This is a genomic window from uncultured Eubacterium sp., from assembly GCF_945980375.1.
Classification (GTDB): Bacteria; Bacillota; Clostridia; order Oscillospirales; family Acutalibacteraceae; genus Eubacterium_R.
In genome coordinates this window covers 15697-37348 of record NZ_CAMFQO010000011.1, presented here as the reverse complement: position 1 = coordinate 37348, position 21652 = coordinate 15697, and the positions used below count along the sequence as shown (strand labels likewise).

Sequence of the window (21652 nt, the reverse complement as noted above, 5' to 3'; positions counted from 1 at the left end):
CACAGACGATCAATTCGTCTGTGCTTTTTTACATATTTACCGTTTCTTCCTCAACATCGTTGATGTAGTCGTCTGCCGTAAATTCCTCAAAGCTGTTTTTTTCCTCGGGAGAAAGCTGTATTTCATCCTGCGCCATACGAAGTGTTGCCTGCGAAAAGCCGAGCAGAACAAAGAACACCATCATTTCCTTTGGCGACTGCAATGTGTGCTCATAAAGTGACATTGTGATAAAGCCGATGATCGATGAGGTGTAAAGCACACCGTACGGTCTGTATGCCTTATCCTTTAGATAGAACAGCCTAAACAAACCGATTGCAAATACCGCTATTACAGCAGTAGCAAGTGCAATGCCGATAATACCGCCTTCGGTAGCAATTTGCAGGAATAAATTGTGTGCGTGAGAACGGTTTATACCTATTCGTGCAATGATTTCCTGATGTATGTTTTCCGTTCCTGCACCCATTCCGACAAACCAATTTTCCCTAAACAGCTGTGCACAAACCTCCCAAATGGCAAATCTGTTGTTGTTTGATGCAAGAAATTCGTCAGCCGATGTACTGTTTTTGTACCTTAATGCAATTGTAAGCGGTATTCCCACCGCAAGCACAAACATAAACGGAAGCAGTTTCTTGAATATTTTTTTACTGCTTATCAGTAGTGTTATGATAGACAGAGCAATGGCAATGTAAGCACCTCTCGATTCAGTGCAGAGAATACCCAGAAGAGATGTTATAAAGCATATTCTGCTTATTCTTCTGTTTTGGATATGCTTAAAGTAGATTGATGAAAATGCACAAAACGGAGTTGTCACAACAAGAAATGTAGCAAGTATAAGCGGATTGTCAAAGGTTGCGGCAGCTCTTGAGGGATAAGGACTGTTTACGATTTCAAACGGGAACAGATTAAATATCATCTCGTTGATTTCATAGTACAGCGGATTTGCAACAATAAAGTCAAACCAATCCGTATGCTTGGTAAGATTGTATGTTACAAATTCAAGAATAGCAATTAGTCCTATTATTCCCGACGAAATATTCAGTGCCGTAATGGCATTTTTCAGCTTGTCTTTGGTATTGATAAGGTTTGCCGTTTCTATGTAGAATAAAAAGCAACCCATCCACAGCAGACCTATAAGCGACGACAGAATGTGGGTGTCGCTCCATATTCCGGAGATTATCATATATCCCATATAAACCATTAAGGCTTTACCGAGCTGACCGATTTTTGCATTTCTGCCCGTTTTCTTAAAATGCTTCAAAAACGGAATGTAAAAGAAAAACACAAATAACGGAGCAATGTATTCGGGAAGAATGAACGATACACCTATGATGGCAAGAAGCCATCTGAACAGCCTGCTGTCGTTTTTTATGTTAGCAGAGCTCATAATTCACTCCTTAAAAAATATGTCGTATTATTTGTATGAATTGATAATACCACATAGCATATTTTATTGCAACATATTTATTTTATATTAATAATTTATAAAGTTGTTGCATTGTTGGGGTATTTGTAGTATAATCTATGCGTATTTATATTATTTTATTTAGGAGTGATTACGTGGACGAAAAGGATTTGGAATTGGAAAATCAAAATCTTGATTCTGCAAATGAACCTGAGGTTAATCCCGAAGTATCTGCTCAAGGCGAAGAGGCAACATCCGTAGCCTATGAGGAAAATGATAATTGGCAGTTTGAAGCAGAGGCACATACCTTAAACGCAAGTGTGGTAGAAAATGATATGTTCGAAATACACATTCCGGATGCATCGAGTACAGATTCATCTCAGTATGAAACTGCACAAAGACCTACAAAGCCAAAGAAGGCAGAGCAGGCGGAGGCTGCCGTTAAGAAAAACGGTATCAAGGGCGACAAGCTTAAGTTTATACTTCTTGCTTTTGTACTTGCATGCGTTATCGCAGTTTTGGGCGTGCTCGGTAGCTTTTACTATACAAAGCCAAATACCGATGAACGTATGAATCCGGGTAACGTTGCACTTGTTGTAAATGACACACCCGTTTCTATCGGAATGTATAATTATTACTATTCCTGCATCAGTCAAAATTATATTTCCTATGCACAGTACGGATATTATGATCTTGTTCCGTCAAAGGATTTCAGCAAGCAAAAAACTACTAATAATGATGGTGAGGAAGTAACTTGGCTTGAGCTCTTTGAGGAAGAAACCATTGATCAAATCCGTTACATCACCACCTATTATGAAAAGGCTGTTGCCGATGGTGTAACTCTCACCAAAGCTCAAAAGGAAAATATTCAATCAAGCCTTGACGGAATCAAGGATACTGCCGCAAGCAACAATGTTTCCGTTGACAGATATATTTCCGACACCTACGGCGATTATTGCGGCTATGCAACAATCAAGAAGATGCTTGAGCAATGCTATATTGCCGAAAATTATTATCAAAGACTTTCCGTTACCAAAAAGTATACCGATGAGGAAATTGAAAAGTTCTTCAACGAAAACAAGACAGATTACGAGAATGTAACCTTTGCTTACCTTCAGGTTCCTTACGAAGACAATAATGCACAGGCTACATTTGAAAAGTGTAATTATTATGTAAACCAAATTACGTCAGAGGACGATATGAAGAAGCTTATCCCAACCCTTTGCAAATCCTTGATTGAAAGCTATGTTGAGCAGGGATACGCTACTGATTTTGATACCTGCGCCCAGCTCCTTTCGGCAAATATCGAGGTTTCTATTTCAACAAAGGAAACAGGCTTCCTCGACGAGGCAATTAATTGGCTCTTTGATGAGGAAACAAAGGTTGGCAATGTTAAGGCATTTGATGACTCCGAAAACAAGGTTGTTTACATTCTTTACAAGGTTTCAGAGCCACAGCCGGACAAGGAAGAGGTATATTCCGTTCGTCAAATCCTCATTATGCCTGATGGTGTTGACACATCAACATCCGATGTTAAGCTTACAGATGAACAGCTTAAGCAGGCAAGGCAGGAGGCACAGAAAATCCTCGACAAATATAACGACGGTGCAAAGACCGAGGCTGAATTTGCAAAGCTTGCAGAAAAGTATTCAAAGGATACCGAGTCGACATCAAGCGGTTCATCGGGTAATTACGGTGGCCTTTATGCAGGTGTTCAGCAGGGCACTATGGTTCAAAGCTTTAACGATTGGTCTATGGACAGCTCAAGGAAGTACGGCGATACCGGAATAGTTGATTCAAAATACGGATGTCACATTATGTTTTTTGTGAACAGACAGCCAAAATATATTTATGATTGCGAAACCGATTTGAGAGATAAGGATGAAAAGGATTTCACAAAATCATCAGAGGTTAAGCTTCATAAGGGCGCTATGAAAAAAACAAAGGTTGCTACCCCACAGGCAAGCACCGACGGCGAATAAGCTTGCACAAAAATGATACTTGTAAAATAAGCTTTGATAGTGTAGAATACTATTGATAAAAATCAAAAAAGGATGAAAACAGATGGCAGAAAATAATGAAAAGCTTGCTAAATTAGAGGCAAAGTATGATAAGGCTTATGACAGAAAGGATGCTCTTGCAGAGCAGATTGAGTCATTAAGAAAGGATATTCTTAATGAGCCTGACCAAAAGAAAAAGAATAAGATGCGTGCAAAGAGAGAGCAGCTTATTAAGGAACGCGACAGCATCATTATTACAGAGGATACCGTAAAAATTCCTATGGCACCGAAAACAAAGAAGATTATAACAGCTGCTGTTGCAGTAATTCTTGTTATCGCATTGCTGTTTACATATGTTGCAACAGGCTTTGTTCGCAAGGGCATGGCATCAACTCTCGGTTGGCCACAAAAGGTGCTTACGGCATATACTCTCACCGATGCAGACGGCGAGAAGCACAGCATTAAGGTTAATACATACAATTACTATTTTGCTATGTACTATAACAATCTGCAGTCTACCGTAAGCCAGTACCAGCAGTACGGCATTGACCTTGAGGAAGCAAATCTTGATGTTGATTTTGACAAGAAGCTTTCAGAGCAAACAAGAACAGAGGACGGTAAAACAACAACCTGGCTTGAGTACATTCAGTCAGAGGTTGAGGACACTATTAAGGAAACATATATGTATTACTATCTTGCTGTTAAGGCAAACGATGGTAAGGAGCCTGAGATTACCGACGAGCAAAAGAAGGAGCTTAAGGATGCTCTTAATGATTATAAAGAAACTGCTCATAAGTACGGTTATACAGTATCAGGCTATATCGAGGCAGCTATGGGCCACGGTGTAACCAAGGAAGTGTTCAAGCGAGAGGCAACAATCGCTTATATCGCAGAGAATTATTCACAGGCAAACAGCGAAGAGCTTGCTAACAAGGAATATACAGATGAAGAACTTAATGCTTATAAGAAGGAACACCTTTCATCTCTTCAGTCTGTTGACATCAAGATGTTTGAGTGCGACAGCGAGGATGAGGCTATCAAGTTTAAGAAGGCATTAAAGGCTGACGGCTCAAACTTTGCCGAGCTTGCATCAAAGTATTCAGAGGACGATTTCGATAAAAAAGCAAATAAGAACCCTGTCGAAACAACATATAAGGATATGACTCGCTCAACAATGGAAAGCCTTCCTGTTGCTATCTCAACATCTGATGAAAAGGACAAGGAAAACGAAGAGGACAAAGACCATAGCGATCACGAGCATGTATATCCGGGTCTTGATTGGCTTTACTCAAAGGATCGTAAGGCAGGCGACATTAAGCAGGATTCTACAACAGTAGTTTATGTTATCAAGCCTGTATATCTTTCAAATACAAAGACAGTTAATGTTCGTCATATTCTTATCGCACCGGAATCATCAAATTCAAGCGATGAATCATCCTCAAAGTCAGCTAAGGATTGCTCTGCTGAGGAATGGGCAGCGGCAAAGAAGAAGGCAGAGAGTATTCTTAAGGAATACAAGAAGGGTGACAAGACTGCCGAAGCATTCGGCAAGCTTGCAAAGGCTAATTCATCAGACAGCAATGCCGACGAAGGCGGATTGTATGAGGATGTTATACCTAATAAGATGGTAAGCACCTTTAATGCGTGGATTTTTGATTCATCGCGTAAGCCGGGCGATGTCGGTATCGTAAAAACAGAGTACGGTTACCATGTAATGTACTTTGAAAGCTACGGCGATAAGTCTGTATGGCAGTATACAGCTCAAAATGCTCTTGCAACAGATGACAGCGAAAAAGTAAAGAACGATGCTGTTGAAAAGACGACAATCAAAAAGCATTGGCTTGGCTCTCGCTATTTCGAGATTGATACGGATATTGATGCTTAATCGGCTTACACAAAGGATTTAATTATGCAGTTGAACTCCAAAAAAGAGATTGAACAGTTGAAAAAGGAAAACGCACGATTAAAGGCGGCGTTGAGCGAGGCTGAATACGAATGTCAGCGACTTACTATTTTGAATTCCAATTTGGAAGCTCAACTCAGGGAATCTAATAGGGAGCTTGAAAAAAATATTGATGTTCTCCAGGCTCTAAAGGGTGATATTGAATCCATTGTGAATAATCTAAAAGCAACTGAAAACAAATAAATAAATCACAGAGCAGTTTTTACTGCTCTGTGATTTATACTGTCGATAAAGTGGGCTGAAACACGCCATATAAATTAAATAAACCGATTTGAGCCTCCATTGTGTAAAGGGAGGTGGGTGCGATTTATCGCACTCGGAGGGATTGTAAAAGCGGCTTAGACATCGAATCTAAGCCGCTTTTGGCGTTTTTCGCCTTTTGCTCGGTCGAGGTACCCTCGTACATCTTCCCTCACAAAATGCGAAATTCAGCACCATTTCTCAACAGTCTACCAGCGTGTCGAAATTTATAATTTGACTTTTTCGACACGCTGACAGATTGAACATCGAGTTCAATCTGTTTTTTTATTCCGTGTATTTTTGAGTGTTATTGTTCAGGTGCCTTACATCAATGTAGTCCGGCAGACCGTTGCGATACGGTACCTGCGGAATACCCACAACAAGAGGCCTAACGTATTCCAAAAATTCCTCGGTAACATAATTGCCCTCGGCATTTATCCATTCTCTCGGAACAGATTTAACGCTGTTGGCAATCGTGTGAACATCATCAGTTGAGTATTCAACACAGTATGGAGAATTGCAGGTTCTCTTTATGGTGGAAAACACACCCGTTTCTCCGCTTACAGCCGCATCTACTGCAACCATTCCAAGATTAAATGCTTCGTTAATGTCGGTAAGCGATGCGATATGTCCGGCACTTCTTTGCAAAACTCCGGGCTCCAAGGCTCTTACCTTACAACCTATTTCACCCTCGATAACACTTTTTAGGTATGCACCCACACCGCTAAGGCTTTTGTGACCAAACCTGTCTGTCGTTGTGCCTTCGGCGCTGATGTATTCGCCGCTGCTGTCGCGTATACCTTCACTTACCACAATAATCAGGGAATTATATTTTTCAAGGCCTGCCTTAACATCTTCAAGAAATTGCTCTACCGAAAATTCAACCTCCGGCAAATAAATCAGATGAGGTGCCAAAGCAGTACCCTCGCGAGCGAGAGCGGCAGCGCCTGCTATCCAGCCCGAATCTCTGCCCATTGCTTCTATGATATGAATACTTTTGATGTTGTATATTGTTGTGTCGTACGCAACCTCTCTTACACAGCTTGCGATGTACTTTGCCGCACTGCCGTATCCGGGTGAGTGGTCAATGCCTACAAGGTCATTGTCTATGGTTTTCGGTATGCCGACAAATTTTATATCACTGTTTATTTTCTTTGCATAATCGCTTAATTGCATAACGGTGTCCATAGAGTCGTTGCCGCCGATATAAAGAAAATATCCTATGTTGTGTTTTTTAAGCAGGCTAAAGATTTTTTTCATTTCCTCATCACTGCCCGATAGCTTGTATCTGCAAGAGCCAAGGAACATTGCAGGTGTGTGCTTCAGTCTGTTCAGTACATAAGGCATATCCTTAAATATGGAGGTCAGGTTAAGCAGTTTTTCATTCATAAAGCCGTCAATGCCGTTCACCATTCCATATATGGTGCCGATTTTATCATATTCAAATGCTCTTGTAATTGCACCTGCAAGTGAGGAATTGATAACTGCGGTAGGCCCTCCGGATTGACCGATAATTATATTTTTTTGCATTAATTCGTATCTCCTGATTTTTTACGGTATATATTATATAATTGTTTTTCTCTTTTTTCAACATAAAAGATGCAAGAATATATTTGTATTCTTGCATCTCTATGCTCATTTATTCTTTTTTAGTATAACCTCTTTGATATATGTTATCAAAACAGTACCCACAATAATTCCTGTTGCAAGACCAACCGTTACCGTTGCGGTTGCAATAAGCTTTTCCTTAAACATTGCCTCGTTACCGTCAATTAAGCTTTTCATTGTGTAGTATAAAGCTCCTCCGGGAATTAACGGAATTGTACCGGGCACAAGATATACATTTGACGGAGCCTTTAGTATTGCAGACATTGCCTGACTGTAAAGATAAACAAACAAGGCCGCAGCGAAATTTGCAAAAAACAGGCTTGAGGTTAGGTGGTTTATTATAAGAAAAACCGCCCAGCCAAGACCTCCGCCGATTGTTGCGGCGAGCACATTCTTTTCGCTCGCCCTAAAGTAAATTGCAAATCCCAAAGCACCTATGGTTGCAGTGATAATCTGAATGATGTATTCGTTCATTTCAGCATACCTCCCAACAAAATCATTGAGAGCGCATATCCTCCGGCAATGGCAGTAGCCGTAAACAATGCCTCAATTAGTTTGTAAAGACCTGCAACAATGTCCTTGTTGAACATTTCCTGTACGGAATTAACCAACAAAAGTCCGGGAATAAACAGCATAATGTCACCTATCATTATCTTGTCTATGCTTTCTCCCAATCCAAAGTAGGTGGATATTATTGCAAGCGCACCCGCAAAAAAGCTTGCCGTTAATGTGTAAACAATGTTGTTAATCTTTTTTAGCCTGAAGTGGTAATCCATAAGGTAAATAAATATACCCACAACAGCCGCGGCAAGTCCGTCACGCAGATTTCCGCCGAAGAATATGGCGAAGCTTCCTGCCGCAAGCATATATCCTATTAGCTTAAAAAACGGCTTTGGCTTTGTTTTTTTTGGATGCTTTATTATTTTGTCAAGCTCCTCAAGGTCGGGCTTTGCAGAGCAGATGTATTTGTATACCTCGTTGATTTCCTCAAGTCTGCCAAGGTCTGTTCCGCTTTTTGTAACTCTGACGCTTTGGGTAAAATGCTCTCCATCCTTGTTTTTTATTGTAGCAATAATTAGGGTGGTGATTGCATATATTTCCGCATCCTCAAAGCCGTAGATTTTGCAAAGGTTGATCATAGAGTCTTCAACACGCTTTACCTGTGCACCCGTTGCAACATATTGCTTGCCGAATTCCAATATATCTTCAAGAAAAAGGTCTGTTTGTTCTTTGTTCATATCATTTACCTCTCTTGCTTTTATTATTGAATATAAACCCCGTTTTGTCAATACATTTGTGTTGATTGACAAAGACTTTTGTGTATTATATAATTGTTATAATATATTTTCTGTAAAGGGATAGCTATTATGAAAAAAACTTTGAACGGTGCTTGGCTGTTTAGACAGGCAGATAAAAAAGAGTGGCTTGACGCATCTGTTCCGGGATGTAATTTTCTTGATTTGATGAATAACGGCGTTATTGAGGATCCGTTTTTGAAGGTTAACGAAAATGATGTTCAGTGGGTAGGCAAAACAGATTTTGAATATAAGCGTACCTTTGAAATAACAAAGGAGGAGCTTGAGGCAAAAAAGATTATTCTTGTTGCCGATATGCTTGATACTGTTTGTGATGTCAGCATAAACGGTGATTTGGCTTTCTCTGCCCAAAATTGCTTTATTAAGCATGAGTATGACATTAAGCCTATGCTTAACGTTGGAGAGAATGAAATAAGCATTTATTTCCATTCTCCTGTAAATTGGGTTAAGGATAAGTACAAAAAATGTATGACTCCTCCAAATTCAAACGGCCAAAACGGTATTGTACATATCCGTAAGCCGCAGTGCCATTTTGGTTGGGATTGGGGACCGATTTTGCCGTTGAGCGGTATCACGCAGGATATATTTATTGAAATTGTAAACGAGGGCAGGATTGACGAATTTACCGCATCTCAAGCCTGCAATATCACAGATGCCGTTATTGATGCAAATGTATCCGTAACATCATTTGATGATTGTGCTTGCAGCATTACTCTTTATGCTCCAAATGGAGATGTAATAAAGGCAGTTGACGGTACATCCGCTCGCTTTGAAATTGATAGCCCTGAGCTTTGGTGGACCTATGATTTGTCCGACAAAAAGGAACAACCTCTTTATACCGTCACCGCAACCCTTACACATAACGGAAAAGTGATTGATGAAAAAAGCAGGAAGCTCGGTATTCGCAAGCTTGTTCTTAACAGAGAACGCGATGAGTACGGTCAAAATTTTCAGCTTGTGCTTAATGATGTTCCTATTTTTGCAAAGGGTGCAAACTATATCCCACCGGACAGCCTTATTACCCGCTTCGGTAAAAAGGAGCTTGATTATCTTCTTGACGCGTTCCAATTTTCAAATATGAACGTTCTTCGTAATTGGGGCGGGGGATATTACGGCAGCGATGCGCTGTATGATGAGTGTGACAAAAGAGGTATACTTATTTGGCAGGACTTTATGTTTGCCTGTCAGGCATATCCGTTTTTTGATGAGGAATTTCTTGCCAATGTTAAGCAAGAGGTAGAGTATAATGTAAAGCGCATATCCTCGCATCCGTCGCTTGCATTGTGGTGCGGAAATAACGAAATTGAGGATATGCATATGGCATGGATTAATATGCCAAAGTATATCACCTGGACAGAGAAGTTTTTCTGGAATATACTTGAGCCTGAAATCAGAAAATATGACTCTCAAACTCCGTACACGCCCGGCTCGCCAATCGGTAAGAGCCATAACGTAGGAGTTTATGCAGACAATATCGGCGACACTCATCTTTGGGGTGTATGGCACGGCCTTAAGCCTATGGATTATTACAGAAAGAGGATGACCCGTTTTTGCAGTGAGTTTGGCTTTGAATCTCTCCCGGATATGAACAGTATTCGTATTTTTGCCGACAGGTCCGATTATTCTCTTAACAGTCCTGTGTTCCTGTCACATCAAAAGTGTATGAACGGTAATGACAAGATGGTTTATTACATCGCTACCCGATTTGATTTACCAAAGCATTTCAGAGATTATGTTTATCTCTCACAGGTAACACAGCTTGAGTGCATTAGGGATGCAACAGAGCATTGGAGAAGAAATAAGGGCAGATGCAACGGCTCAATGTATTGGCAGTTTAATGATTGTTGGGGCGTATGCTCTTGGTCGAGTATAGATTATTACGGTAACTACAAGGCATTACAGTACGGTGCAAGACATTTCAATGCACCTTTGACCGTGTCGTTTGAGGATACCAAGGATTACATAAAGCTCTTTGTTCTTAATGATTATATCGAGCCTCAAGACGTTGAGCTTGAATATTCTCTGTTTGATTTTGAAAAAGGGATTATCGACACCGTTACACAGGATTTAACCGTTGAAGTAAGAGCATCGTTTGACATCCCGCCTCAGTGGATGTCGGCAAAGAAGACAAGCGGAATAGTTGCAGTTCTTAAAAAGGACGGCAGGGTGGTTTCAAAGAAAACCTGCCTGCTTGATAAGGAAAAGAAGCTTGATTTGCCAAAGGCAAGGCTTTCAACAAAGATTTTTGTAAAAGGGGACAGCATAGAGCTTCACATCAAGACCGATAGGTTTGCAAGGCTTGTCAAGGCAGAATGCTCTGCTACACATCTTCCGTTTTCAGATAATTTCTTTGATTTGCTTCCTAATGAGGAAAAGGTTATCACAATGAAGCTTGACGGCTCTGTTGATGCAAGGACAGTTGCCCAAAGCATTGTTGTTTACAGCTTAACCGATATCGAGTTTAACACAAGCAAAATAAATTCCTTTGCAAAGCGTGCAAAGCTGTATTTCTCTCCTGTAAATATCGGCAATGCAATTCATCACGGCAAGGTTCCAAAGGACGAAAAGCTATAAAATAAAAAACTTGGGCTTACTGATTTAGCCCAAGTTTTTTATTTGTTGTACCTTGCAAGCAGAGGGAGTGCCTTTTCAAAGTTTACTCCGTATAGCCTCGCGTCTTTATCTCTCATTGTTTTTTGTATGCTTTCAAACACAAATTCACCTGCTATTTCAACGGATCTTTCAAGCGAATTGCCGTTTACAAGTGCACCTACGCAGGCAGACGAAAATACATCTCCCGTGCCGTAAAAGGTTTGGTCAATTTTTTCGTGAGCATAAAAGCCGATGCTGTCTATCTCGCTGTCGAAGCTTATTATTCCGTATTTACCGTCTTTTATTACACCCGTAATTATAGCCTTTTTTGCACCAAGGCATATCAGTTTGTTCAGTATGTAGGTTATGTATTCGTTATCGTAATCTGCTTGGTATTGCGTTCCTGTCAGCAGGCAGGCCTCTGTCAGATTAGGCACAATAATGTCTGCCATTGAGCATAGCTCTCTCATCTTGTCTGTGTGCTCATCGTCAAAGCCCGGGTACAGTGTGCCGTTATCAGCCATAGCAGGATCAACAAGAACAAAACAGCTGTCGGTTCTGAATTTTTCAATCATCCTTTCAACCAAGCTTATTTGCTCCTTTGAGCCGAGATAGCCTGTGTATATAGCATCAAAGGTAAAGTCTTGACTTTTCCAATGATTAATTATCGGTTCAATTATATCACACATATCTCTGTGAACATATCCGTCAAACAGAGTGTGGGTGGATAAAATTGATGTCGGTATAACGCTTGCCTCAATACCCATGGCAGAGATTATAGGCAATGCAACCGTTATTGAGCATTTGCCTAAGCAGGATATATCCTGAACGGTTACTATTCTTTTCATTCGTCCACCTCGCTTTAATACTGCATTTTGGGCAGGTTCGGATTATCTTATATTATAGCATATTACTGTACATTAAAAAAGTGCCAAAAGTGCATAAAATTTGAAGCACAAGTATAATGTTTTGCGATATTTTGGATGATGTTACAAAATGATTTGAAAATTTTGTTAAATCTGTATATTGTATGGGTTGGTAAAATTTAGTATAATAAACTCGGATCTATTTTTAGATTTGTTTTAATAAACCTAAAGTGCTCCCAAATCAGAATTACGCACTTATTAAAAAACAGACAACATGCAAGAGTTGTCTGTTTTTTATTTGTATGGCGGAGTGGGTGGGATTTGAACCCACGGGTGATTGCTCACACGATGGATTTCGAGTCCATGCCGTTATGACCACTTCGGTACCACTCCGTATTTATTTTGCAACGGGTGTTGCCCATTGCAAAAAATTTTTTGTATTATTGCGCTACATTTGAAATTTGTGAATGTAGCTGTCAATGCAATCCTGGATAATCCTGACAGCTTCTTCCTTTGGCTTAACCTCGGTAACAGATGTATTCTTGTCATGTTCAAGAGATTTGTACACCTCAAAGAAATGCTTTATCTCGTCAAACCTGTGGCTTGGGAGCTGATCGATGTCCGTATAGCAGTTGTAGTTAGGATCGTTTACCGGAACAGCGATAATCTTTTCGTCCTTTGCACCGCTGTCCTCCATAATCAAAACGCCGATTGGTCTGCATTCCACAATAGTCATCGGTCTTATTTGCTCACTGCAAAGCACAAGTACGTCAAGAGGGTCGTTGTCGCTTGCGTATGTTCTTGGGATAAATCCGTAGTTTGCAGGATAGTGGGTTGAGGTAAAAAGAACTCTGTCAAGCTTGAGCATACCTGTTTCCTTGTCAAGCTCATACTTGTTTTTACCGCCCTTTGAAATCTCAATTACTGCATAGAATTGATCCTTCTTAATTCTCTTCGGAGATATATCGTGCCAAATATTCATAGCCATCCCTCCTAAAAACACATTAGTATATTAACACTAAAGGATGCTTTTGTCAAACTAATTTATTTGACTTTTTCCGTCAATAAGTGCTATATTATATTAAGTAACAAATTTATTAGGAGAAATCTATGGTAGCAATTATTGATTACGGTGCAGGTAACCTGCAAAGTGTAAAAAAGGCTCTTGATTTTATCGGTGCAAAAAGTATCATCACCTCGGATGAAAATGAGATTAATGCGGCCTCTCATATTATTCTTCCGGGTGTCGGCTCCTTTGGAGATGCTATGCACTCAATCAGAGAAAAGGGCCTTGAGAATGTAATAAAAAAATCTGCAGACGGCTCAAAGCATTTTTTGGGTATTTGCCTCGGCCTACAGCTTTTGTTCGAATCAAGCGAGGAATCTCCGGGTGTTGACGGTCTTGGAATATTCAAGGGCAAGATAGTTACCATTCCTAAGGATAACGGATTAAAGGTTCCGCATATCGGATGGAACAGTGTAAGCCTTAAGCAAACAGATGGTATTTTCGAAAATTTAAGGGACAATAGTTATTTTTATTTTGTTCATTCCTATTATCTTAAGGACGCAGATGAAAAGGTCGTTGCCGGTACAACCGAGTACGGTGTGCCTATTCAGTGTGCTGTTCAGCAGGGGAGAGTAAGTGCAACTCAATTTCATCCCGAAAAAAGCAGTGAAGCAGGCTTGACCATTCTTCGCAATTTTGTTAATAGGGAGGACTGAATATGTACGCAAAAAGAATAATTCCCTGTCTTGATGTAAAAAATGGTAGAGTAGTAAAGGGTGTATCGTTTGTCGATTTGCGTGACGCAGGCGACCCTGTCGAATGTGCCGCTGCTTACGATAAGCAGGGTGCAGATGAGCTTGTGCTTTTGGATATTACGGCAACTCACGAGGGCAGAAGCACTATGATTGATATAGTTTCACGTGTTGCCGATACCGTTTTTATTCCGTTTACTGTTGGTGGAGGAATAAAAAGCGTTGACGATTTTAAGGAGCTTTTGCGTGCAGGGGCAGATAAGATTTCGGTTAACTCTGCTGCTGTTCGCAATCCTGATTTGATTAATGAAGCAGCCTACAAATTCGGCTCGCAATGCGTTGTTGTTGCTATTGATGCAAAGCGAAGAGAAGAGAGAGGTTGGGAGGTTTACCTTAACGGTGGCAGAATCCCTACCGGAATAGATGCTGTTGAATGGGCAGTAGAGGCCCAGCGCAGAGGAGCGGGAGAAATCCTTTTGACCTCTATGGATAAGGACGGTCAAAAGTCGGGCTATGATAACGAGCTTAACCGTGCCGTGTCTGAAAGAGTGGGCATACCCGTCATTGCGTCGGGCGGTGCAGGCAAGGCAGAGCACTTTTTGGACGCCTTTGTTGACGGAAAGGCAGATGCTGTTTTGGCAGCCAGCCTCTTTCATTTTAATGAGCTTCCCATACCGAAGCTTAAGGAATATCTTGATGAAAATAATATTAGTGTAAGAAGATGATTTTTTGAAAAATAATGAGAGTCAATCCGCTGATAAGCAATATGCAAGGATGACTCAAACTCCTGTAAACAGGCTTATATTTTCGCTGTCGGTGCCTACTGTAATCAGTATGCTCATAACGATGATTTACAATATGGCAGATACCTATTTTGTTTCAAAAATCAGTGTGTCTGCTTCGGGTGCTACGGGTATTGTATTCAGCTTTATGGCTGTGTTTCAGGCTTTTGGGTTTATGTTCGGTCAGGGTGCAGGCTCAAATATTTCAAGAAGACTCGGCGCCAAGGATATACAGACGGCAAAAAAGTTTTGCTCTACTGCATTTTTTATATCCTTGGCATTAAGTATAATTATTTCGGTATTTGGTATTGTGTTTCTGGATAGCCTGATGTCCTTTTTGGGCAGTACACCTACCATTTTACCTTACGCAAAAAGGTACGGGTTGTTCATTTTGATTGCAGGTCCTGCAATGTGTACAGGCTGTGTTATGAATAATATTTTGCGGTACGAAGGGCTTGCAAGGCTTGCTATGGTTGGTTTGACCTTTGGCGGATTGCTTAATATCGCCCTTGACCCGTTGTTCATTTTTGTGTTTGATTTGGGCATTGCCGGTGCAGGTCTTGCAACGGCAGTCAGTCAATATGTCAGTATGGCTATATTGCTTTCGGCATTTGTGCTCAAAAAATGCCAATGCCGTATCAATCCAAGGCTTGTACAGCTCAATCCAAAATTTGTTTGGGAAATTGTTGCCACAGGTTTTCCAAGCTTTATGCGTAATGCACTTGGCAGTATTTCCACTATGGTTCTTAATGTAATGTCTGCGCCGTACGGAGATGTATGCATTGCCGCAATGAGCATATCAAACAGATGTGCAATGCTTATTTTCAGTGTTTGCGTCGGTATCGGTCAGGGCTTTCAGCCTGTTTGCGGGTTTAACTACGGAAGCAAAAATTATGATAGAGTTCGTAAAGGCATCGGTTTTTTGTGGGTATACGGTACAGTTACTGTTGCTGTACTTGCGTCGGCTATGTATATTTTTGCACCTTTTGTTGTCAGCAGGTTTAGGCATGAGGCAGAAATTATAGATATTGGCTCAACAGCACTTCGCTTCCTTTGTATATCGCTTGTTTTTTTGCCGACAGCTCTTACGGCAAATATGACATTTCAAAGCATTGGCAAAAAGGGCAGAGCATTGTTTCTTGCCTGCTGTCAAAACGGATTGTTCTTTGTTCCGCTTGCGATGATTTTGCCTAAATTCTTTGGCTTAACGGGTCTTGAGCTTTCTCAACCGATAGCATATGTGATATGCGCGGTTGTGTCTGTACCGTTTTTGCTGTCGTTTATGAAGCAGTTAAGAAACTGTTAATAATTAGTTTGTTGACTTTTTTTGCCAAATATGCTATATTTATTAAATACAAGGGAGTAATTCCATGCGATAGCGTGAGTTAAATCAACATCATGCCAAAATAGGCTGGTTTAACTATTAAGAATGAGACTTGTGCATAGTGTAATACTATGTATAGGTCTTTTTATATATACTAACAGGTCTTTTATAAATTATTAGAAAGGAGCTTTCTATGAAAGAATATTTGGAGCAAAAAGAGGATGTTCTGTCACAGGTTGAATCCAACGAAAACGGCTTAACCTCGGCGCAGGCATCGTCAAGACTTGAAAAGAACGGCAAGAACAAGCTTGCCGAGGGTAAAAAGGACAGCCTGATAAAACGCTTTTTGTCACAGCTTGCCGACCCTATGATTATCATTTTGATTGTTGCAGCCGTTATCAGTGCTGTTACAGCCGCTGTAGGCGGTGAGGGTGAGGGCTACGCAGATGTAATCATCATTATGGTTGTAGTTATTATCAACGCAGTTCTCGGCGTTTATCAGGAAAGCAAGGCTGAAAAAGCAATAGAGGCGTTGCAGGAAATCGCCGCAGCTACGTCCAATGTTATTCGTGACGGTAAGGTTGTTACCATTAAAAGTGAAGACATTGTTGTAGGTGATGTCATTGTCCTTGAAGCAGGCGACAGCGTCCCTGCCGATTGCCGTATTATAGAATGTGCTTCTATGAAGATAGAGGAATCTGCACTTACGGGTGAATCCGTTCCCGTAACAAAAACTGCAGATGTCATTGATCCTCTCGGCTCCGACGATGTACCTCTCGGCGACAGAAAAAATATGTGCTATATGGGCTCATCGGTTGCATACGGCAGAGGTAAGGCTGTTGTAGTTGCAACAGGTATGGATACGGAAATGGGCAAGATTGCCGATGCTCTCACACAGGCAAAGGACGAGGAAACTCCTCTTCAAATTAAGCTTAATCAGCTTTCAAAGATTTTGTCATTTATCGTACTTGGTATTTGCGTATTTATATTTGTATTTGATATTGTAAGAGCAGCTGTTGTAGGTGATGCTATAACATTGTCATCAACACTTGAATTCTTTATGGTTGCGGTATCTCTTGCAGTTGCAGCAATTCCGGAGGGACTTGCCGCTGTTGTTACCATTGTTCTTTCAATCGGTGTTACAAAGATGTCAAAGCGCAATGCTGTTATCCGTAAGCTCACAGCCGTAGAAACCTTGGGCTGTACACAGATTATTTGCTCTGACAAAACAGGTACATTAACCCAAAACAAGATGACTGTTGTTGACCATAGAGGAACTGACGAAAAGCTTCTTGCAACCGCTATGGCACTTTGCTGTGATGCCGAAATTCAGGAGGACGGCACGGTTAAGGGTGAGCCAACCGAGGCAGCACTTGTTGTTTATGCAGATAAGCTCGGCCTCAAAAAGTCAGAGCTTGAGCAAAGCTTTGCAAGAGTGGGCGAAGCACCGTTTGATTCGACCAGAAAGATGATGTCAACCGTTCATAAAACAGAGAATGGCTATGTTCAGTATACAAAGGGTGCTCCCGATATTGTACTTTCTCTTTGCACATCTGCATATCTTGATGGCAAAAAAGTGCCTATGACAGATGAAATTCGCACCGCCATTGCAGATGCAAATAAGGAAATGGCAGATCAGGCTTTGCGTGTTCTTTGTGCGGCAATGCGTACCTATAAGGAGCAACCGTCAAACGAGCCTCAGGAGCTTGAGCAGGATCTTTGCTACATCGGCTTGGCAGGTATGATAGACCCTGTTCGTCCCGAGGTTGTGGATGCTATTAAGGAATGTAAAAACGCAGGCATCCGTCCTATTATGATTACAGGTGACCATAAGGATACTGCTGTTGCCATTGCAAAGCAGTTGGGCATTATTGATGACAGTCACAATGCTATTACCGGTATGGAGCTTTCAAAGATGTCCGACGAGGAGCTTGATGCCAATATTGAAAGGTATTCGGTATATGCCCGTGTTCAGCCGGAGCACAAGGTTCGTATTGTTCAGGCTTGGAAAAAGCGCGGTATGATTACTGCTATGACCGGTGACGGTGTAAACGATGCCCCGTCAATCAAAAATGCAGATATAGGCGTTGGCATGGGTATCACAGGTACAGACGTAACAAAGAACGTTGCCGATATGGTGCTTGCCGACGATAACTTTGCAACCATCGTTTCCGCTGTTGAAGAGGGCAGAAGGATTTACGATAATATCCGTAGCTCAATTCAATTCCTGCTTTCGTCAAACCTGTCGGAGGTGTTGTCTATATTCTTTGCAACCCTGTTCGGCTTCACATTGTTTGAGCCTGTTCATTTGCTTTGGATTAATCTTATTACAGACTGCTTCCCGGCACTCGCACTCGGTCTTGAAAAGGGAGATCCGGATATTATGAAACGCAGACCGCGTAACAGCAAGGACGGTATCTTTGCAGGCGGTATGGGCATTGATTGTGCATACCAAGGCGTTATGGTAACTGTTCTTACCCTTGTTGCTTATGTTGTAGGTATTATGATGGCAAGCCCCGAGCATCTTTCTCTTGCACAGGTATTTGCAGTAAACGATGCTTCCGACGCTTCACATTTTATTCACCAAAACGGTATGACTATGGCGTTCCTGACACTTTCTATGTCAGAGATTTTCCATTCGTTTAATATGCGTTCACGCCGTCAGTCAATTGCAAAAATGGGCAGTATGAACTGGTATCTCGTCGGCGCCATGGCATTGTCGCTTGTGCTGTCAACCGCAGTTATTTATATCCCGTTCTTAAGCAAGGCATTTGATTTTGCACCGATTGATGCAAGAGAATACTTTACGGCTCTTCTTTTGGCATTCCTTGTTATCCCTATCGTAGAGATTGTAAAGCTTATTCAACGCAAGGCAAACAAGTAAACAATATAACAAATATCCCCTCGGCTTTCGTTTTAAGACCGAGGGGTAATTATTTCCTTTACATTTCCTCGTTTTAGGTATAGAATAACTTTAGAGGTGAATGTGTATGTGGCTTGTTTTTGCTTTGCTTTCAGCGGTGTTTGCGGCACTAACATCTATTTTTGCAAAGGTCGGCATAGAAAAGGTTGATTCAACCCTTGCTACCGCTATCAGAACGGTAGTAGTTGTGGGTATGTCGTGGCTTATGGTATTTGTTACAAATACGCAGTCAGGTATTTCAAATATCAGCAAAAAAGGCTGGATATTCCTTATATTGTCCGGCTTGGCAACAGGTGCGTCGTGGCTGTGCTATTACAAGGCAATTCAGCTTGGTGACGTGTCAAAGGTTGTACCTGTGGACAAGTTGAGTGTAGTTATAACCCTTGTGCTTGCCTTTGTCTTTCTGCACGAGGAGTTTACCGCAAAATCCGTGATAGGATGTATACTTATCGCGGCAGGCACGTTGTTTATGGTTTTGTAGCTTAATACATAAAAAGCCGTTGGGTTATTTGAGTACCCTAACGGCTTTTAATTATTCTATTATATGTTTATGCACGGGCAACCATTTCGCCGTATTCTTCTTTTGATTTTCTTATGAATTCCTCAACCTGCTTTGCAGACGGCATTGCGTCCGAGCAGCTGTGAGATGCGATAAGTATGCTTGCAGATGCAGAGCCGAATTCAAGGCAGTCGATGATGTCCTTGCCCTGAAGCAGACTGTAAAGGAATGACGAGCCGTAGCCATCACCGCCGCCGAAGCCTTTAAGCATAACAGCAGGGAATGGCTTGATGTTGTAGAACTTTCCGTCGTTTGTATAGGCTGTTGAGCCGTCCTTGCCGTGCTTGATAACACAGATCGAGGCACCGAAGCTTTGCCAATACTTTGCAGATTCGGGGTCACTGCCTTTAACTCCTACAATTCCTTCGGTAAGGTCAAATTCCTCTCTGCTGCCCATAATGATGTCGGCATTCTGTGCAACAATGCTGTAATATACCGCAATTTCGTCCTTACTTTTCCAGGTGTATTCTCTGTAATCAATATCAAAAACAATTCTTGTGTTGTTTTTCTTTGCCAGCATCATAGCCTTTAGGCAGGCCTCTCTTGACGGGCTTTTTGCAAGTGCTGTACCGCTTATTACAATAGCCTTTGCAGATGCTATGTATTCCTCGTCAATATCTTCGGGCTCAAGGCAAAAATCAGCTACATTATCTCTGTACATAAGGATTGATGAGCTTTCCTTTGAAAGAATTTCGGTAAAGGTCAAGCCGATTTTTTCACCTTTTTTTGCTCTTGTAACCCTTGATGTGTCAATGCCCTCCTTGTCGAAATAATCAACAACATAGTCGCCGAATTGGTCATCGCTTACACAGCCGCAAAAGCCAACCTTGCAACCGAGTCTTGCCAAGCCTACTGCAATGTTTGCAGGTGATCCGCCGACATATTTGTTAAAATTAGACGACTCCGATAACGGTCGGTACATATCCGTTGGGTTAAAGTCAATTGCTATTCTGCCAATCGGAATAAAGTCAAGTGGCTTTGACATATCAAATGTAACATAATTTTGCATAATTTTTACCCCTTTGTATTTTATATGCTTATTCTATTTTTTATGCTTTGTTGTTTGAACCAAAAATCATTATGTGCTTTTTGGCATTTTGGTACGCACCATCAATTTCCGCCAGGTGCAAATCGTAGTATCCGTTAATAGCATCCTGTTCATACGCCTGCCTTACGGATTGCTCAACGCAATCAAAGGTAGCGGTGGCAATGTTGATTTTTTTGATACCGTTTTTGCTGCATTTAACAAAATCATCAGGGCTTATTCCCGTGCCTCCGTGAAGAACAAGAGGTGTATTTGTTATTTCATTAACCTTTTGCAAAATGTCAAAGCGGAGCTTTGGCACGTCCTTGTAATTTCCGTGAGCATTGCCGATAGCAATAGCAAGTGCGTCAACACCCGTTTCGGCTTCAAATCTAACAGCGTCCTGTGGCTTTGTGCAGTTGATTGCAATATCCTCGCTTCCGTCCTCGCTTCCGCCTACACAACCGATTTCCGCTTCAACTGAAGCGTTGTATTTGCCTGCAATGTCAATTATTCTTTTGGTTGTTGCAATGTTTTCGTCAAGCGGTAGGTGAGAGCCGTCAAACATAACCGATGTAAAGCCAAGGTCAAGTGCCTGCTTAATTTTCTCCTCTGTTTTGCCGTGGTCAAAATGCACGGCAACAGGTGTGTCTGCATTTTCGGCAGCAGCCACCATCAGCGGACCGATTATTTCAAGCGGGCTTTGCTTAAGCCTAACCTCTGCAATTTGCAAAATAACAGGAGCGCTTAACTCCCTTGCAGCTTTAAGTACACCAAGCACCATTTCCATATTAGCTACGGAAAATGAGCCGACAGCGTAATTGCCATCCTGTGCGTCCTTAAGGAGCTCCTTCATATTTACAAGCATAGTTTTACCTCAAATAATTAAAGTAGAGTTGTCCGTAAGCCGAGTTCTGTCGTGGACGGTTATCTATCTCGACAAGATGTTGCCACCTTGCTCAAGCCACCCGTGGGAGTTGTGTAGCGAGCAACTAACTCTCCGGTCGGTGTTGCAGCGGATAGGGTTTACATGGCAGAGAATGTCTCCACTCTCTCGGTGAGCTCTTACCTCGCCTTTCCACCCTTACCGTAAAAACGGCGGTTTATTTCTGTTGCACTTTCCCTAAGGTCACCCTCGGCGGCTGTTAGCCGTTATCCTGCTCTGTGCTGCTCGGACTTTCCTCATGGCATATGCCACGCAACCGTCTGGACAACTCTAAACATTATAATAAAATATTTTAGGCTAAAATGCAATAAAAAAAGTTGAAAATATTTATCATATGGTGTAAACTTTA

Annotated in this window: 17 protein-coding genes, 1 tRNA gene and 1 other RNA gene; 9 read left to right on the top strand and 10 right to left on the bottom strand. The window is 41.5% G+C overall.

The features are described from left to right. Positions 1-28: 28 nt before the first annotated feature. Positions 29-1384, bottom strand: coding sequence for an O-antigen ligase family protein (locus Q0P34_RS04540; protein ID WP_294953512.1), 1356 nt, complete (start codon positions 1382-1384; stop codon positions 29-31). A gap of 173 nt (positions 1385-1557) precedes the next feature. Between Q0P34_RS04540 and Q0P34_RS04535 the strand changes: the two genes are divergently transcribed. The 3 genes from Q0P34_RS04535 to Q0P34_RS04525 all read left to right on the top strand — a co-directional run bounded on the left by Q0P34_RS04535 (position 1558) and on the right by Q0P34_RS04525 (position 5548). Further along, positions 1558-3384, top strand: a complete 1827-nt coding sequence (locus Q0P34_RS04535) for a peptidylprolyl isomerase (protein WP_294953510.1) — start codon at positions 1558-1560, stop codon at positions 3382-3384. An 82-nt stretch (positions 3385-3466) separates the two neighbouring features. Next, on the top strand, positions 3467-5287 hold the full coding sequence (locus Q0P34_RS04530) for a peptidylprolyl isomerase (RefSeq protein WP_294953507.1): 1821 nt from the start codon (positions 3467-3469) through the stop codon (positions 5285-5287). A 57-nt stretch (positions 5288-5344) separates the two neighbouring features. Then, the gene (locus Q0P34_RS04525) at positions 5345-5548 is read left to right on the top strand and encodes a hypothetical protein (RefSeq protein ID WP_294953504.1); all 204 of its coding nucleotides are present in this window, start codon (positions 5345-5347) and stop codon (positions 5546-5548) included. Between the two features lie 342 nt (positions 5549-5890). Here Q0P34_RS04525 and Q0P34_RS04520 read toward each other — a convergent pair whose 3' ends face one another. The 3 genes from Q0P34_RS04520 to Q0P34_RS04510 form a co-directional block, all read right to left on the bottom strand. Further along, entirely contained in the window at positions 5891-7135 is a 1245-nt protein-coding gene (locus tag Q0P34_RS04520) for a 6-phosphofructokinase (RefSeq protein WP_294953501.1), read from the bottom strand. 105 nt (positions 7136-7240) lie between these two features. Next, positions 7241-7687 carry a threonine/serine exporter family protein gene (locus Q0P34_RS04515; RefSeq protein ID WP_294953499.1) on the bottom strand — a complete coding sequence of 149 codons (447 nt, stop codon included), beginning with the start codon at positions 7685-7687 and terminating at the stop codon, positions 7241-7243. Further along, positions 7684-8451, bottom strand: a complete 768-nt coding sequence (locus tag Q0P34_RS04510; RefSeq protein ID WP_294953496.1) for a threonine/serine exporter family protein — start codon at positions 8449-8451, stop codon at positions 7684-7686. Before Q0P34_RS04510 ends, Q0P34_RS04515 begins: the two co-directional genes overlap by 4 nt. Positions 8452-8580: 129 nt before the next feature. Here Q0P34_RS04510 and Q0P34_RS04505 point away from each other — a divergent pair, with 129 nt between their 5' ends. Next, complete coding sequence (locus Q0P34_RS04505) at positions 8581-11103, top strand: glycoside hydrolase family 2 protein (protein ID WP_294953492.1); 2523 nt, start codon at positions 8581-8583, stop codon at positions 11101-11103. 38 nt (positions 11104-11141) lie between these two features. Here Q0P34_RS04505 and Q0P34_RS04500 read toward each other — a convergent pair whose 3' ends face one another. From Q0P34_RS04500 to Q0P34_RS04490, 3 genes are all read right to left on the bottom strand, one after another. Next, on the bottom strand, positions 11142-11969 hold the full coding sequence (locus Q0P34_RS04500; RefSeq protein ID WP_294953489.1) for a pyridoxamine kinase: 828 nt from the start codon (positions 11967-11969) through the stop codon (positions 11142-11144). Between the two features lie 321 nt (positions 11970-12290). Beyond that, a tRNA-Ser gene (locus tag Q0P34_RS04495) sits at positions 12291-12380 on the bottom strand. Between the two features lie 55 nt (positions 12381-12435). Beyond that, positions 12436-12969 carry an inorganic diphosphatase gene (locus Q0P34_RS04490; protein ID WP_294953486.1) on the bottom strand — a complete coding sequence of 178 codons (534 nt, stop codon included), beginning with the start codon at positions 12967-12969 and terminating at the stop codon, positions 12436-12438. Positions 12970-13097: 128 nt separating this feature from the next. On the opposite strand from Q0P34_RS04490, the gene hisH reads away from it, so the two are divergent. From hisH to Q0P34_RS04465, 5 genes are all read left to right on the top strand, one after another. Continuing rightward, on the top strand, positions 13098-13709 hold the full coding sequence (gene hisH / locus Q0P34_RS04485) for an imidazole glycerol phosphate synthase subunit HisH (RefSeq protein WP_294953483.1): 612 nt from the start codon (positions 13098-13100) through the stop codon (positions 13707-13709). Between the two features lie 2 nt (positions 13710-13711). Continuing rightward, the gene (gene hisF, locus Q0P34_RS04480; protein WP_294953480.1) at positions 13712-14470 is read left to right on the top strand and encodes an imidazole glycerol phosphate synthase subunit HisF; all 759 of its coding nucleotides are present in this window, start codon (positions 13712-13714) and stop codon (positions 14468-14470) included. A gap of 4 nt (positions 14471-14474) precedes the next feature. Next, positions 14475-15833 carry an MATE family efflux transporter gene (locus Q0P34_RS04475; protein WP_294953477.1) on the top strand — a complete coding sequence of 453 codons (1359 nt, stop codon included), beginning with the start codon at positions 14475-14477 and terminating at the stop codon, positions 15831-15833. 211 nt (positions 15834-16044) lie between these two features. Next, positions 16045-18735 carry a cation-translocating P-type ATPase gene (locus Q0P34_RS04470; RefSeq protein ID WP_294953474.1) on the top strand — a complete coding sequence of 897 codons (2691 nt, stop codon included), beginning with the start codon at positions 16045-16047 and terminating at the stop codon, positions 18733-18735. 106 nt (positions 18736-18841) lie between these two features. Next, a complete protein-coding gene (locus Q0P34_RS04465) occupies positions 18842-19255 on the top strand; it encodes an EamA family transporter (RefSeq protein WP_294953471.1) in 414 nt (137 codons plus the stop codon). A gap of 67 nt (positions 19256-19322) precedes the next feature. Here the strand turns inward: Q0P34_RS04465 and iolC are convergent, their stop codons facing one another. From iolC to rnpB, 3 genes are all read right to left on the bottom strand, one after another. Next, complete coding sequence (gene iolC / locus Q0P34_RS04460; protein WP_294953468.1) at positions 19323-20342, bottom strand: 5-dehydro-2-deoxygluconokinase; 1020 nt, start codon at positions 20340-20342, stop codon at positions 19323-19325. 40 nt (positions 20343-20382) lie between these two features. Beyond that, positions 20383-21225 (bottom strand): class II fructose-bisphosphate aldolase, encoded by an 843-nt coding sequence (locus Q0P34_RS04455; RefSeq protein ID WP_294953465.1) that lies wholly within the window; start codon positions 21223-21225, stop codon positions 20383-20385. A gap of 20 nt (positions 21226-21245) precedes the next feature. Continuing rightward, an RNA gene (gene rnpB, locus Q0P34_RS04450) (RNase P RNA component class A) lies at positions 21246-21575 on the bottom strand. Between the last annotated feature and the right edge of the window lie 77 nt (positions 21576-21652).